At 65.2% G+C, this 13,500-nt stretch carries 15 protein-coding genes; 2 read left to right on the top strand and 13 right to left on the bottom strand.

Annotation, left to right across the window (positions count from 1 at the left end; translation table 11 throughout):
- Window positions 1-11: 11 nt before the first annotated feature.
- The 3 genes from ahpF to P1X14_RS08340 all read right to left on the bottom strand — a co-directional run bounded on the left by ahpF (window position 12) and on the right by P1X14_RS08340 (window position 3,240).
- Window positions 12-1,592, bottom strand: coding sequence for an alkyl hydroperoxide reductase subunit F (gene ahpF / locus P1X14_RS08350; protein ID WP_277314875.1), 1,581 nt, complete (start codon window positions 1,590-1,592; stop codon window positions 12-14).
- A gap of 90 nt (window positions 1,593-1,682) precedes the next feature.
- Window positions 1,683-2,246: an alkyl hydroperoxide reductase subunit C gene (ahpC, locus tag P1X14_RS08345; RefSeq protein WP_277314874.1), complete on the bottom strand. Its 564-nt coding sequence runs from the start codon at window positions 2,244-2,246 to the stop codon at window positions 1,683-1,685.
- 232 nt (window positions 2,247-2,478) lie between these two features.
- Window positions 2,479-3,240 (bottom strand): sulfite exporter TauE/SafE family protein, encoded by a 762-nt coding sequence (locus P1X14_RS08340; protein ID WP_277314899.1) that lies wholly within the window; start codon window positions 3,238-3,240, stop codon window positions 2,479-2,481.
- 151 nt (window positions 3,241-3,391) lie between these two features.
- Between P1X14_RS08340 and epsC the strand changes: the two genes are divergently transcribed.
- Both epsC and P1X14_RS08330 read left to right on the top strand, forming a co-directional pair.
- Window positions 3,392-4,075 (top strand): serine O-acetyltransferase EpsC, encoded by a 684-nt coding sequence (epsC, locus tag P1X14_RS08335; RefSeq protein WP_277314873.1) that lies wholly within the window; start codon window positions 3,392-3,394, stop codon window positions 4,073-4,075.
- Between the two features lie 13 nt (window positions 4,076-4,088).
- Window positions 4,089-4,427 carry a DUF2794 domain-containing protein gene (locus tag P1X14_RS08330; RefSeq protein WP_277314872.1) on the top strand — a complete coding sequence of 113 codons (339 nt, stop codon included), beginning with the start codon at window positions 4,089-4,091 and terminating at the stop codon, window positions 4,425-4,427.
- A gap of 6 nt (window positions 4,428-4,433) precedes the next feature.
- Here the strand turns inward: P1X14_RS08330 and P1X14_RS08325 are convergent, their stop codons facing one another.
- The 10 genes from P1X14_RS08325 to P1X14_RS08280 all read right to left on the bottom strand — a co-directional run bounded on the left by P1X14_RS08325 (window position 4,434) and on the right by P1X14_RS08280 (window position 13,483).
- Entirely contained in the window at window positions 4,434-4,925 is a 492-nt protein-coding gene (locus tag P1X14_RS08325; RefSeq protein ID WP_277314871.1) for a nuclear transport factor 2 family protein, read from the bottom strand.
- A 76-nt stretch (window positions 4,926-5,001) separates the two neighbouring features.
- Complete coding sequence (locus P1X14_RS08320) at window positions 5,002-6,123, bottom strand: hypothetical protein (RefSeq protein WP_277314870.1); 1,122 nt, start codon at window positions 6,121-6,123, stop codon at window positions 5,002-5,004.
- A 75-nt stretch (window positions 6,124-6,198) separates the two neighbouring features.
- On the bottom strand, window positions 6,199-7,095 hold the full coding sequence (locus P1X14_RS08315; RefSeq protein WP_277314869.1) for an SDR family NAD(P)-dependent oxidoreductase: 897 nt from the start codon (window positions 7,093-7,095) through the stop codon (window positions 6,199-6,201).
- A gap of 116 nt (window positions 7,096-7,211) precedes the next feature.
- Window positions 7,212-7,499: a hypothetical protein gene (locus tag P1X14_RS08310; protein WP_277314868.1), complete on the bottom strand. Its 288-nt coding sequence runs from the start codon at window positions 7,497-7,499 to the stop codon at window positions 7,212-7,214.
- A 113-nt stretch (window positions 7,500-7,612) separates the two neighbouring features.
- On the bottom strand, window positions 7,613-8,305 hold the full coding sequence (gene phoB / locus P1X14_RS08305) for a phosphate regulon transcriptional regulator PhoB (RefSeq protein ID WP_277314867.1): 693 nt from the start codon (window positions 8,303-8,305) through the stop codon (window positions 7,613-7,615).
- Window positions 8,305-9,003 carry a phosphate signaling complex protein PhoU gene (gene phoU / locus P1X14_RS08300; RefSeq protein WP_277314866.1) on the bottom strand — a complete coding sequence of 233 codons (699 nt, stop codon included), beginning with the start codon at window positions 9,001-9,003 and terminating at the stop codon, window positions 8,305-8,307. Before phoU ends, phoB begins: the two co-directional genes overlap by 1 nt.
- Entirely contained in the window at window positions 9,003-9,782 is a 780-nt protein-coding gene (pstB, locus tag P1X14_RS08295) for a phosphate ABC transporter ATP-binding protein PstB (protein ID WP_277314865.1), read from the bottom strand. The genes phoU and pstB overlap by 1 nt, the downstream gene beginning before the upstream one ends.
- Window positions 9,782-11,062, bottom strand: a complete 1,281-nt coding sequence (gene pstA / locus P1X14_RS08290) for a phosphate ABC transporter permease PstA (protein WP_277314864.1) — start codon at window positions 11,060-11,062, stop codon at window positions 9,782-9,784. Before pstA ends, pstB begins: the two co-directional genes overlap by 1 nt.
- Window positions 11,055-12,431, bottom strand: coding sequence for a phosphate ABC transporter permease subunit PstC (pstC, locus tag P1X14_RS08285; protein ID WP_277314863.1), 1,377 nt, complete (start codon window positions 12,429-12,431; stop codon window positions 11,055-11,057). The genes pstA and pstC overlap by 8 nt, the downstream gene beginning before the upstream one ends.
- The gene (locus P1X14_RS08280; RefSeq protein ID WP_277314862.1) at window positions 12,431-13,483 is read right to left on the bottom strand and encodes a substrate-binding domain-containing protein; all 1,053 of its coding nucleotides are present in this window, start codon (window positions 13,481-13,483) and stop codon (window positions 12,431-12,433) included. The genes pstC and P1X14_RS08280 overlap by 1 nt, the downstream gene beginning before the upstream one ends.
- Window positions 13,484-13,500: the final 17 nt, after the last annotated feature.

The raw sequence follows: 13,500 nt of genomic DNA, 5'->3' as shown, positions 1-13,500 counted from the left end.
CCGGCCGCCGCCTATGCCGCCGCTTCGACCAGCACTTCGCTCGGCAGGCGGATCAGATAGTCGAACGCCGACAGTGCCGCGGTGGAGCCCGCGCCCATCGCGATCACGATCTGCTTGTAGGGCACGGTCGTGGCGTCGCCCGCGGCGAAGATGCCGGGCTGTGAGGTTTCGCCGCGTGCGTCGATCTCGATCTCGCCGCGATTCGACAGGGCGATGCTGTCCTTCAGCCATTCGGTGTTGGGCACCAGACCGATCTGGACGAAGATGCCTTCCAGCTCGACGTCATGCTCGGTGCCGCTGTTGCGGTCCTTGTAGACGAGGCCCGACACCTTCTCGCCATCGCCCTTGACCTCGGTGGTCAGTGCCGAGGTGATGACCTTGACGTTGGGCAGGGTGGCCAGCTTGCGCTGAAGCACCGCATCGGCACGCAGGTCGGCGTCATATTCGATCAGCGTGACATGGGCGACGAGGCCCGCGAGGTCGATCGCGGCTTCCACGCCGGAGTTGCCGCCACCGATCACCGCGACGCGCTTGCCCTTGAACAGCGGACCATCGCAGTGCGGGCAATAGGCCACGCCCTTGTTGCGATACTGGTCCTCGCCCGGCACGCCCATCTGGCGCCAGCGTGCGCCGGTAGAGAGGATCACGGCCTTGGCCTTGAGCGACGCGCCATTGGCCAGCACCACTTCGTGCAGGCCGCCTTCGGTCTTGGCGGGGATCAGCTTCTCGGCGCGCTGCAGGTTCATGATGTCGACGTCGTTTTCCTTGACGTGCGCTTCGAGCTGCGCGGCCAGCTTCGGCCCCTCGGTGTGGCTGACCGAGATGAAATTCTCGATCCCCATCGTGTCGAGCACCTGCCCGCCGAACCGCTCGGCCGCGACGCCCACGCGGATGCCCTTGCGCGCCGCATAGATAGCCGAGGCCGCGCCGGCCGGGCCGCCGCCGACGATCAGCACGTCGAACGGATCCTTGGCGGCGATCTTCTCCGCAGCCTTGGTTTCGGCGCCCTTGTCGAGCTTCGCGACGATCGATCCCAGCTCCATCCGGCCCTGGCCGAACGGTTCGCCGTTGAGGAAGACGGTGGGGACGGCCATCACCTTGCGGCTATCGACTTCGTCCTTGAACAGGCCGCCGTCGATCGCGGTGTGGCTGATCCGCGGGTTGAGCACCGCCATCAGGTTCAGCGCCTGCACCACGTCCGGGCAGTTTTGGCACGACAGCGAGAAATAGGTTTCGAACGCGAAGTCACCGTCGAGGTTGCGGACCTGCTCGAGCAGCTCCTGCGCCTCGCGTGAGGGGTGACCGCCGACCTGGAGCAGCGCCAGCACGAGCGAGGTGAATTCATGGCCGAGCGGAATGCCGGCGAAGCGCACGCCGATATCGGTGCTCACGCGGCGGATCATGAAGCTTGGCTTGCGCTTGTCCTCGCCGGTCACGATCGACACCTTGTCAGACAGCGCGGCAATCTCGTCCAGCAGCGTGCCCAGCTCGCGCGACTTGGCATCGTCGCCCAGCGACGCGACCAGTTCGATGGGCTCGCGGATGTTGACCAGATAGGCCTTGAGCTGCTGAGTCAGATTGGCGTCGAGCATGGGGAAACTCCTGTAATTCAGACACAAAACGGCCCGGGGCGGGGGTAAACCGCCCCGGGCCGCTCTTCACCCTAGGGGGCTGGGGTATGCTTAGATCTTGCCGACCAGGTCGAGCGAGGGAGCCAGGGTCTCTTCGCCCTCTTCCCACTTCGCCGGGCAGACTTCGCCCGGATGGCTCTGCCAATACTGCGCCGCCTTGATCTTGCGCAGCAGTTCCTGGGCGTTGCGGCCCACGCCTTCCGGCGTGATTTCGACCAGCTGGATCACGCCTTCCGGATCGAGCACGAAGGTGCCGCGGTCGGCCAGGCCGGCGCCTTCACGCAGCACGCCGAACTGGTTCGAGAGCTGGTGGTTCTGGTCGCCGAGCATGTAATAGTTGATCTTGCCGATCGCGGGCGAGGTGTCGTGCCAGGCCTTGTGGCTAAAATGCGTGTCGGTCGACACCGAATACACTTCGACGCCCATCTTCTGCAGGGTCGGGTAGATGTCGGCCAGGTCTTCCAGCTCGGTCGGGCACACGAAGGTGAAATCGGCCGGATAGAAGAAGAAGACTGCCCACTTGCCCTTCACGTCGGTGTCCGAGACATCGACGAACTTGCCCTCCTTGAAAGCGGTCGCCGTGAACGGCTTGAGGGGGGTTCCGATGAGAGCCATTGGGTCGTTCTCCATTTTGTGCCGTGCGGCACGGTTCGTATTGCAATGCCGCATATAGGTGGCCGGTGCGACGAGGTGAAACGGGAAGGTCCGCTTTTCGTGATCGATTGAATCGATCAATCGAAGTGAGTTGATCGAGTGACTTCACAAAAGCGCAGCCCCCGAGAGGCGTAGGAACAAGTACGCCGCCTGTTACGGCGGCGCACAAGTTTTCGTGATGCAGGGCAGCGGATCAGGCCAGCGCGCGGTACAGGCCGTAGATGCTGGTCAGGGTCAGCACGATGCCGACGAGCAGCATCAGCGTCTTCGCTTCGATCCGCTTCGCCAGCAGCGCGCCGAACGGAGCGGCAAGCACGCCGCCGATCAGCAGGCCGACGGTGGCGACGGTAAAGGCTTCCCAGCCGAGATGAGCGATGAAGGTCGCGGAGATCGTCACGGTGACGAAGAATTCGGCGGTGTTCACCGTGCCGATCGTCATGCGTGGGCTGCTGCCCTGGACCAGCAGGTTGCTGGTCACCACCGGACCCCAGCCGCCGCCGCCGGCCGCGTCGAGGAAGCCGCCAGCGAGGCCGAGCGGCTCGACCACCTTGGGGGTCTTTTCCTTCGGCGGATAATGGCGGCTGCGCCAGAGCAGATAGAGGCCGATCGAAATCAGATAAGCGAGGATGAACGGCTTCGCGACCGCCGCATCGATGTTCGACAGCACATAGGCGCCCAGCGCACCGCCGATCATGCCGGGGATCGCGATGCGCAGGAACAGCTTCCAGTTCACATTCTTGTGAATCGCATGGCTGATGCCCGATACGGCGGTGGTGAAGGTCTCCACGGTGTGCACGCCGGCCGACGCGACCGCGGGGGGCACGCCGAGGCTGAGCAGCAGGGTGTTCGAAATGACGCCGAAGGCCATGCCCAGCGCCCCGTCTACCATCTGCGCGGCGAAACCCACCGCGATGAATGGCAGGATCGCCGTGAGGTCAAATCCGTCCAAAACTATTCCCTTTTAACCTGCGGCCGGACGACCGGAAATGCCGTTCGCCGCAAATCCCTACAAGATACATCGTGTTTAGTCGGGACAAGCAGCGATGAGCCGTTCTGGAATTCCGGTCGTTTAGCTACTATGTGGGCACCCACAAAGGGGACCGGCCATGTTGCGTCGTCTGGTGACGTATCTCGATTCGATCAAGGCGCGCGATCCCGCGCCGCGATCCCGCATGGAAATCCTGCTCTATCCGGGCGTGTGGGCGGTCGGGTATCACCGTATCGCGCATGCGTTGTTCCGGTCGAATCTGTTCTTCCTCGCGCGCATGGTGAACCACTGGTCACGCTTCGTGACGGCGATCGACATCCATCCGGGCGCGAAGATCGGCCGCAACTTCTTCATCGACCATGGCTTTGTCGTGATCGGCGAGACTGCCGAGATCGGCGACAATGTGACCATGTACCAGTGCGTGACGCTGGGCGGCACCAGCCCCGACAATGGCGTGGCGGGCAAGCGCCATCCGACGCTGGCGGATGGCGTGATCATCGGTTCGGGCGCGCAGGTGCTGGGGCCGATCATCGTCAACAAGGGTGCGCGGATTGGCGCGAACGCCGTCGTCACCAAGGAAGTGCCCGCGGGCGCGGTGATGGTCGGCATTCCTGCGCGCCCGGTGATGCTGGATGGCGGCACGCATCAGAGCGGCTTCGTCCCCTATGGCACGCCGTGCAGCCAGATGTTCGATCCGGCGACGCAGAAGCTGGAGATCATGCGCTGCGAGTTGGAAACGCTCCGCAAGCAAATCGATGCGATGGTGGAAGAGCAGCAGGGTGGCCGCCGCGACACCGCTTGAGAGTCTTGCCTGAATGGGAACGGTAACCCCGCTCCCGATCGGCCGGCCGAGTCAGGTCGGCTATGACCGTGCGGAGTTGACCCGCATCCTCGATCTTTATGGCCGGATGGTCGCCGCCGGACACTGGCGCGACTATGCGATCTCGCTCGATGCCGATGCCGCGGTGTTCGCCGCCTTCCGCCGCGCCGCCGAACGCCCCGAATACCGGGTCGAGAAGCGCCCGGCGCTACGCAACAAGCAGGGCATGTGGGTGCTGATCGGGGAAGGCGGGGCGGTGCTGAAGCGCGGGCATGAGCTTGGCCCGGTGCTCGCCCCGATCGAGCGGCGGCTGATGAAGCTGGTGAGCGACTAGTCCGGATCAGGGCTGGGCCGGCGGCGCGGGCTGCGCAGGCGGTACGGGCGGCCGGGGCCGTTCGGGCGTGAACTGCGCCGATGCGATCTTCCATTTTCCCGACTGGCGTACGGCGAGGAAGCTCGCGCGCATCGAAACCATCCGGGCGGGCTGGCCGTCGCGGCCGGGGATCTCGAACGACAGACGGACGATGATCGACGCAGCATCGCCATAGCTGCGCACCAGCGGTTCGCTGATCGTGGTAACCGGCACCGGGCGCTTCTTGTCGGGCGCGTAGAAGCCGAGGAACGCGTCGTGCAGGTCGAGTTCGCCGACCGGTGAGACTTCCGCATAGTCGCTGGTGATGAGCGCAGCGAGGCGCGGCTGGTCGAAATTGCGCTCGGCGTCGACGAAATCGGTGACCAGTTGCACCAGCGCGGCATCGGCCGGCTGGGCCATGGCGGGCGTGGCGACGATCGCCATCGGCGCGGCGAAGGCGAGGGCAAATAAGCGAGACATCCGGTTTTCCTTGAGCGGGAGAGGAAAGGCCCGGGGGTTTCCCCCCGGGCCTTCCCGTTTTTCAGCTGGTTGCGGTTCAGGCGAAGGCCGGTTCCGCCGTCGGCGGCAGGCTTTCACGCAGGCCGCCCAGCAGGCCGACCACGCTGCGGCGCATCGGCTGCCAGAAGGCCGAGAGCATCAGCAGTGCCGAGCCGATCACGAGGGCGGTCAGCGCCGCGCTCAGTTCGACCGCGCCGGTCATCTGGAACAGGGCGTACATCGCCCACAGCACATAGACGAGACTGGAGACGAGCAGCGCGCGACGGTCCACCGCCAGTGCGATGAAGGCGAAGGCGACGTAGAGCGCCAGCACCACCGCGGCCATGCCCAGGCCGACGTCATGATCGAACACGCCGAGCATGTGGAACACCGGATGCGCGATCAGCGGCGCGGCGGCGAGGTGCAGCCAGAAGGCCACGTCGCTGCGGCGGGTGCGGCGTTCGAGGTCCGACATGTCCCAGCGCATCGCGACGGTGAACACGATCAGGCCGGCGGCGAGCAGGATGGCGTTCAGCCAGTCTTCCGAACCCGGAACGAAGGCCATGATCGCGCCGACGGCGACGGTAACCAGCGCGACTGCGCCGACCGCAACGGTGATCGGCACCATGAAGCGGCGCCAGTGGATCCAGGTCGCGATCGCGGTGACGACACCGACGATGATCGCGATGCTGCCCATCAGCTGCTTCATGCCGGTCTCGTCCTGGAAGGCGATGCCCAGCTTTTCCGCGAGCCATGGCGTGTTCGCGCCGAAAATCGCGCTGACGCCGGTGAAGATGCCGCCCGCAAAGCCCATCAGCAGCAGGATGCTGGGCAGGGCCATGCGGCGCTGGCGGGTGAAATATTCGGCCAGCAGCCAGCTGACGATCGCGACGCTGAAGCCCCCTGCAGCGATCGTCGCGCCGATCTCGACCGGACCTTCGCGCTCGACGTTGAAGACATGGCCGCCGATATAGGCGCCGATCCAGCCGACCGCGACCAGCATCAGCGCCGCCGCGATGGCGACGAAGATGTCGTTGAAGCCGGTGAGCAGCTTGAAATGCTCTTCGTCCACCGCGGGTGCCGAACGGGTTTCGGCGATATGGTTGCGGAATGCGTCGGCGGCTTCCGGCGTGAGTACGCCTGCCTCCACCGCTGCCGCGAGATCGCTTTCGCTATACATGGGCCATCCTCCTCTGTTGGGAGGATGCATACTACAGGTGTATTACCGAAGCAATACGGTACGTGGCCGTACCGATCAGCCCTGCAGCTTGCCCAGGATCATCATCGATTGCTCGGCGCCCGACTTGGGCACGATCTCGCCGCTACGGTCGGTGATTTCGGCCCAGTGCGCTGCGACGCCATCGGCGGTCAGCTCGTCACCCTGAAGGCGGACGCCGGGGGTGAGGGTGATGTACGCGCTCTGGAACACACCCGCACCCGCGCCCACGATCATGTTGGTCGGCGCGTCTTCGGAGACGAGGAATATTGCAGCGGGTGCCACGCTTTCGGGCGAGAAGGCCTTGAACGCTTCCTCGGGGAAAATGTCTTCGGTCATGCGCGTGCCCGCGGTGGGAGCCAGCGTGTTGACCTTGATGTTGTACTTGGCGCCCTCAAGATAGAGCGTCTTCGTCAGACCCGCGAGGCCGAGCTTCGCCGCGCCATAATTGGCCTGCCCGAAATTGCCGTAGAGACCGGTGGACGACGCGGTCATCAGGATGCGGCCATAGGCCTGTTCGCGCATCGTATCCCACACCGCCTTGGTGCAGTTGGCCGATCCGATCAGATGGACCTTCACGACGAAATCGAAATCGGCCGGCTCCATCTTGGCGAAGCTCTTGTCACGCAGGACGCCCGCATTGTTGATCAGGATGTCGATCCGGCCCCAGCGTTCCTTGGCCGCCTCGACCATCGCGACCATCTGGTCATATTCTGTGACGCTGCCGCCGTTCGACATCGCCTCGCCGCCCAGCGCTTCGATCTCCTTCACGACCGCGAGCGCCGCGTCCGAATGGCCGGTGCCGTCGCGCGATCCGCCGAGGTCGTTGACGACGACCTTCGCGCCGCGCCGGGCCAGTTCGAGCGCATAGGCACGGCCCAAGCCGCCGCCGGCACCGGTAACGATCGCGACACGGTCCTTGAAAGAGATGGTCATGACAGCAGTCCCCAGAATGATGGGGCGCTTCCTATACCGGCAATTCGAAAAGGGAAACGGGGTCGAAAAGGGGAACCGGGTGCATCATGGCCACCCCGGCTCCTGCGATCTGCAAATCAGCCGCCGCGCTGGCGGCAATTGTCGTACTGGTTCTTCTTGCAGATCGGATAGGTCGCCTGGGCCGGGGGCGGCGGATAGGCCTGGGTCGGCGTTTGCGTGTTGGGCACGAAGATCACCTGCGCGCCGGGCGCGGGCGGCGCGCTGAACAGCGGCGCGGCGGGCTGATAGCCGCCCTTGGGATCGTCGACCGTCTGGACCTCATCGGCGGGCGCCGGTGCGGTCTGCGCCATCGCCGGGGCGGCGAAGGCGACGAACGAGGCTGCTGCCAGAGCAATCAGCTTCATGGGGTATCTCCTGAATCCTGTGCGAGCGGGGGAGGCTCGGGCGTGGGAACGCAGGAGTTGGGGAATGGGTCCGTATTTAAAGCCCCTCCCCTGAAGAGGAGGGGCTAAGAAGATCAGTTCCCGCTGTCGAGCGCGTAGCCGGCCGAGCGCACCGTGCGGATGATGTCGGGCTTGTTGCCGACATTGATCGCCTTGCGCAGGCGTCGGATATGGACGTCCACCGTGCGGCTTTCGATATCGCTGTCATGGCCCCATACCGCGTCGAGCAGGCGCTCGCGCGAGAAGACCCAGCCCGGATGCTCGAGGAAATGCTTGAGCAGGCGGAACTCGGTGGGGCCGAGCGGCACGAACTCGCCGCCGCGGCGCACCTTGTGGCCCACCGTATCCATCTCGATATCGGCGTAGATCAGCGCTTCGCCGGCCAGCGCCGGGCGGACGCGGCGCAGTACGGCGCCGACGCGGGCGACCAACTCGCGGGGGCTGAACGGCTTGGTGACATAATCATCGGCGCCGGTTTCGAGGCCGCGGACGCGATCCTCTTCTTCGCCGCGCGCGGTCAGCATGATGATCGGGATGTTCGCGGTCTCGGGCATGCGGCGCAGGCGGCGGCAGACCTCGATCCCCGAAATACCCTCGACCATCCAGTCGAGCAGCACGATGTCCGGCGTCGCTTCCTTGGCGAGCAGCAGCGCTTCCTCGCCATCCGGGGTGTGCTTGACGTCGAAATCCTCGCGACGGAAATGATAGGTCACGAGTTCGGCGAGGGCGGCATCGTCCTCGACCAGCAGCATGCGTGCTCGCGCCATCAGGCGGCTCCCTGCTCTGCTTCGCGATCGGCGATGTAGCGGCCGGTCGCGGCGAAATAGACCATCTCGGCGACGTTGGTCGCGTGATCGCCGATCCGTTCGATATTCTTGGCGACGAACAGCAGATGCGCAACCTGGCTGATCGTCTGCGGATTCTCGATCATGAAGGTGACCAGTGTGCGGAAGATGCTGTCGTAGAAATCGTCCAGCGCATTGTCGCGGCCATGGACCTGGGCCGCCGCATCGGCATCGCGCGCGGAGAAGGCGTCGAGCACGTCATGCACCATTTCGCTGGCCATCTGGGCCATCGCGGGCAGCAGCGAGATCGCTTCGATCCGGTCCTTGCCCTCGCCATGGATCATCGGCACGCGCTTGGCGATGTTCTTGGCATAGTCGCCGATCCGCTCGACCACCGCGGCGATCTTGAGCGCGGCGACCACTTCGCGAAGATCGTCGGCCATCGGCGCGCGCAGGGCGATCACGCGCACCGCGAGGCGCTCCACCTCGGCTTCGATCGCGTCGATCTGCTTGTCGCGCTTGCGGACTTCCTTCGCCAACACGGTATCGTTGCGCGCCAATGCAGTCATCGCATCGCTGATCGCCTGTTCGGCGAGGCCGCCCATCTGGGAGATCAGCGCGCGGAGCTGACCGATATCCTGGTCGAACGCCTTGACGGTATGCTCGTGGCCCGTGGCCATTATCCGTACCTTCCGGTGATATAGTCCTTCGTACGCTCCATCCGGGGCGCGGTGAAGATGTCGTCGGTCACGCCATATTCGACGAGCTGACCGAGGTGGAAAAAGGCCGTGCGCTGGCTGACGCGGGCTGCCTGCTGCATGTTGTGGGTAACGATCACGATCGCGTACTTGCCGCGCAGCTCGTGGATCAACTCCTCGATCTTGGCGGTGGCGATCGGATCGAGCGCCGAGCAGGGCTCGTCCATCAGGATCACCTCGGGATCGACTGCGATGGCCCGGGCGATGCACAGGCGCTGCTGCTGGCCGCCCGAAAGCGCGGTGCCGCTGTCCTGAAGGCGGCTGCTGACTTCGTCCCACAGGCCTGCGCGCTTCAGCGAGCGCTCGACGATCACGTCCATCTCGGCCTTGGAACCGGCCAGGCCGTGGATGCGCGGGCCATAGGCGACGTTTTCGTAGATCGACTTGGGGAAGGGGTTCGGCTTCTGGAACACCATGCCGACGCGGGCACGCAGCTGAACCACGTCCATTGCGGCGGAATAGATATCCTCACCGTCCAGCCGGATATCGCCTTCGACGCGGGCCGAGGCGACCGTATCGTTCATCCGGTTGAGCGTGCGCAGGAAGGTCGATTTGCCGCAGCCCGACGGGCCGATGAAGGCCGTCACCTTGTCCATGTCGATATCGATCGACACGTCGCGGATCGCCTGGGTCGAGCCATAGAAGACGTTGACGTTGCGCGCCGACATCTTCGGCTGGGCCGGATTGGTTGCTTCGGTCATCACCAGCGGGTCTCGAATTTGTTACGAAGGTAGATTGCCAGCCCGTTCATGGCGAGCAGGAACACCAGCAGAACGATGATCGCGGCGCTGGTCTTCTCGACAAAGGCGCGGCTGACTTCGTCGGACCACAGGAAGATCTGCACCGGCAGCACGGTGGCGGGATCGGTGAAGCCGTTCGGCGGCTGGACGATGAAGGCGCGCATGCCGATCAGCAGCAGCGGCGCGGTCTCGCCCAGCGCGCGGGCCATGCCGATGATCGTGCCGGTCAGGATGCCGGGCAAGGCGAGCGGGATGACGTGGTGAAACACCACCTGCACGCGGCTGGCGCCGATGCCGAGCGCCGCGTCGCGGATCGAGGGCGGCACCGCCTTCATCGCGTTGCGGCTGGCGATGACGATCACGGGCATGATCATCAGCGCGAGGGTGAGACCGCCGACCAAAGCCGCCGATCGCGGGAAAAGCGGGCCGAACTGATATCCGAACAGGCTCCAGCTGCCGAGGAACACGGCGAGGCCGAGCAGGCCGAAGATGATCGAGGGCACCGCGGCCAGATTGTTGATCGAGACCTCGATCAGATCGGTCCAGCGGTTCTTCGGCGCATATTCCTCGAGATAGACGGCCGACAGCACACCAACGGGGAAGGCGATCAGGAAGGTGATGAGCATGGTCATCAGCGATCCCTTCAGCGCCCCCCAGATGCCGACCTGGGTCGGATCGATCGAGTTGCTGCCGGTCAGGAAGTCCGCGTTGAAGCCGGTGTGCAGCGCGCCGGCTGACTCCAGCTTCTGCGCCGCGGCCTTTTCCTCGGCCGTGCCACCGCTACGCAGACCGGCTTCGATCTCGGGCGAGGCGGGAAGCCAGAAGGTCTCCTTGCGGCTGAGCACCAGCGGATCGGCCTTGATCGCGTCGCGGACCTTCAGCCAGGCACTGTCGGAGATCGCGCCGTCGCCATGCTGGGCACTGGCCGCGCCGTTGACCGCATTCTCCAGCTCGGCGCCGGACAGCGCCAGATCTGCGCCCGGTGTGCTGAGCTGGGCCTTGTCGACCGGCAGCGCGAGCGCGGGGAAGTCCATCTCCAGCTTCACTTCGCTGCGCATGAAGCCGCGTGCGCCATTGGCCGCCATGGTGACGAGCAGGAAGGCGAGGAACGCCGCCGACAGCACGACCGCTGCCAGTCCGATCGCCTTGAAGCGGCGTTCGGCGGCATAGCGGCGGCGGATGCGCTTCTGCATCGCTGCGCCCTTCCAGTCGGTCGGGGTCGGATCGAGCGCGCTATTCATAGGCTTCGCGATACTTCTTCACGACGCGCAACGCGACGATGTTGAGCAGCAGGGTGATGACGAACAGCGTCAGGCCCAAAGCAAATGCAGCAAGCGTCTTGGGGCTGTCGAACTCGCTTTCACCGGTCAGCAGGTCGACGATCTGCTTGGTCACGGTGGTGGCGCTTTCGAACGGGTTGAGCGTGATGTTGGCAGCGCCGCTGGCGGCCATCACCACGATCATCGTCTCGCCGATCGCGCGGCTGACCGCGAGCAGTACGCCTGCCACCACGCCCGGAAGCGCAGCGGGGATCAGCACCTTGGTGATTGTCTCGCTGGGCGTGGCGCCCATGGCGAGGCTGCCGTCGCGCATCGAGTTGGGCACCGCGGCGATCGAGTCGTCGGCCATGGACGACACGAACGGGATGATCATCACGCCCATCACCAGACCGGCGGCCAGCGCGCTTTCGGACGAGGCGTAGGGCATGCCGAGCATCACTGCGAGATCGCGCACCGCAGGCGCGACGGTGAGCGCGGCGAAATAGCCATAGACCACGGTCGGCACGCCCGCGAGGATCTCGAGGATCGGCTTCATCCAGCGGCGTACGCGCGGCGCGGCGTACTGGGTCAGGTAGATCGCGCTCATCAGGCCGAACGGGATCGCGACGATCATCGCGATCACCGCGCCGATGAAGAAGGTACCCCAGAACAGCGGCACCGCGCCGAGCGACGCGCCGGGATCCTTGGCGTCGATCACCTGCGGGCTCCAGTGCGTGCCGAACAGGAAATCCCAGAAGGGCACCATCTGGAAGAAGCGTAGCGACTCCCACAGCAGCGACAAGAAGATGCCCAGCGTCGTCAGGATCGCGATCAGCGAAGCGACCAGCAGGATCACCATCACGCCGCGTTCGACATGGGAACGCGCGCGGAAATCGGCGCGAATGCGGGTGAATGCATAGGCTGCGCCTGCGAACGCGAGCAGGATCGCCGCCAGCGTGCCCATCCAGTTGTAGCGGCTGCGCGCATCGGCCACGACCGGGGCAAGCTGCTGCGCCAGCGGATCGAACGCCTTGGACTGGGGATGCTCGGCCACGCGCCGTGCCTCGGCGAGCAGGGCGTCGCGTTCGAAATCGAACTTGGGCAGCTGCGCGGCGACCGGATGCTGAAGCACCGCGTCCTTGACCAGCCCCGGGCTGACCGAATTCCACACCGTGATGAACAGCAGCGCAGGGAGCAAAGTCCAGATCGCGACGTACCAGCCATGCTGGGCCGGCAGCGAATGGAGCCGCTTGGCGCCGCCGCGATCGAACCGCGCGGCGCGGGCGCGCGCGGTGAGCCATGCGATCAGGCCGAGACCGGCGATCAGGAAGATAAGGGCGAAACTGCTCATCAGTGCAGCCCCGCCGGATCGAGCGGAATACCCTGCGCAATTATCTCACGCGAATGCTTGCGCAGCGCCTCGGGCGCGGCGATCAGCCCGCGCTTCATCAGCTTGCCGCCCGGCTCCCACATGGTGCTGTACAACTGCAGGAAATCGGCAAGGCCGGGCACCGCGCGCAAATGGCGCTTCTTCACATAAAGGTAGAGCGGCCGCGCGCCGGGATATTGCCCGCCGGCGATGCTGTCATAGGACGGCGCCACGCCATCGATCGGCACGCCGTGCAGCCGGTCCGCATTTTCCTCGAGATAGGAATAGCCGAACACGCCGATGGCGTTGGGGTTCTGCGACAGGCCCTGGACGATCAGATTGTCGTTCTCGCCCTTGTCGATATAGGCGCCGTCGTCGCGGATCCGCTTGCACAATTTGTCGTAAGGCGCGGTGTCCTTGGCCTTTTTCAGCACCTTGGCGTTCGGATCGGCTTCGGCGCAGCCGGGTTCGAGGATCAGCTCGACCAGCGCGTCGCGGGTGCCGCTGGTAGAGGGCGGACCCATCACCTGGATCGGGATCGCGGGCAGCGCGGGATTGACGTCGCGCCACAGCTTCGCGCTGTTCGGCCGGCCGTAGGGATTGGCGGCGAGGGCGAGATAGACGTCCTTCTTGCTCAGCTTCAGCTTCGGGCCGCGATTGCTTTCGGCCAGCGCCACGCCGTCCACGCCGATCTGGACCTCCAGGATCTCGCCGACGCCATTCTTCTCGCACAGCGCATATTCGGATTTCTTCATCCGCCGCGATGCGTTGACCGCGTCGGGATATTCCCAGCCCACGCCGTCGCAAAAGCGCTTCATGCCCGCGCCGGTGCCGATCGATTCGATCACCGGCGGGCGGCGCTCGCCGCTCTGGTTGACGAACGCTTCGGCCACGGCGGTCGTGAACGGGAACACCGTCGACGAGCCGACCACGCGGATTTCGCGCGTCGTGTTGCCGTCGCATGCCGAAAGGGCGAGCGCCGCAACCGCGAAAAGCGTGATCCGTCCGAGAATGTGAGGTCTCCCCGGGAGCACGAGAATCGGCCCTCCGT

Source organism: Sphingomonas sp. AOB5 (assembly GCF_029433115.1).
GTDB lineage: Bacteria > Pseudomonadota > Alphaproteobacteria > Sphingomonadales > Sphingomonadaceae > Sphingomonas.
This window is presented reverse-complemented; position numbering and strand designations above follow the sequence as displayed.

Excerpts from the sequence above, each read along its gene's own strand:
- pstB (WP_277314865.1), bottom strand. The coding sequence starts at position 9,782 with ATGACCGAAGCAACCAATCCGGCCCAGCCGAAGATGTCGGCGCGCAAC.
- ahpF (WP_277314875.1), bottom strand. The coding sequence starts at position 1,592 with ATGCTCGACGCCAATCTGACTCAGCAGCTCAAGGCCTATCTGGTCAAC.
- P1X14_RS08315 (WP_277314869.1), bottom strand. The coding sequence starts at position 7,095 with ATGACCATCTCTTTCAAGGACCGTGTCGCGATCGTTACCGGTGCCGGC.
- ahpC (WP_277314874.1), bottom strand. The coding sequence starts at position 2,246 with ATGGCTCTCATCGGAACCCCCCTCAAGCCGTTCACGGCGACCGCTTTC.
- pstC (WP_277314863.1), bottom strand. The coding sequence starts at position 12,431 with ATGAGCAGTTTCGCCCTTATCTTCCTGATCGCCGGTCTCGGCCTGATC.
- P1X14_RS08310 (WP_277314868.1), bottom strand. The coding sequence starts at position 7,499 with ATGAAGCTGATTGCTCTGGCAGCAGCCTCGTTCGTCGCCTTCGCCGCC.
- phoB (WP_277314867.1), bottom strand. The coding sequence starts at position 8,305 with ATGGCGCGAGCACGCATGCTGCTGGTCGAGGACGATGCCGCCCTCGCC.
- P1X14_RS08330 (WP_277314872.1), top strand. The coding sequence starts at position 4,089 with ATGGGAACGGTAACCCCGCTCCCGATCGGCCGGCCGAGTCAGGTCGGC.
- epsC (WP_277314873.1), top strand. The coding sequence starts at position 3,392 with ATGTTGCGTCGTCTGGTGACGTATCTCGATTCGATCAAGGCGCGCGAT.
- pstA (WP_277314864.1), bottom strand. The coding sequence starts at position 11,062 with ATGAATAGCGCGCTCGATCCGACCCCGACCGACTGGAAGGGCGCAGCG.
- P1X14_RS08325 (WP_277314871.1), bottom strand. The coding sequence starts at position 4,925 with ATGTCTCGCTTATTTGCCCTCGCCTTCGCCGCGCCGATGGCGATCGTC.
- P1X14_RS08320 (WP_277314870.1), bottom strand. The coding sequence starts at position 6,123 with ATGTATAGCGAAAGCGATCTCGCGGCAGCGGTGGAGGCAGGCGTACTC.
- phoU (WP_277314866.1), bottom strand. The coding sequence starts at position 9,003 with ATGGCCACGGGCCACGAGCATACCGTCAAGGCGTTCGACCAGGATATC.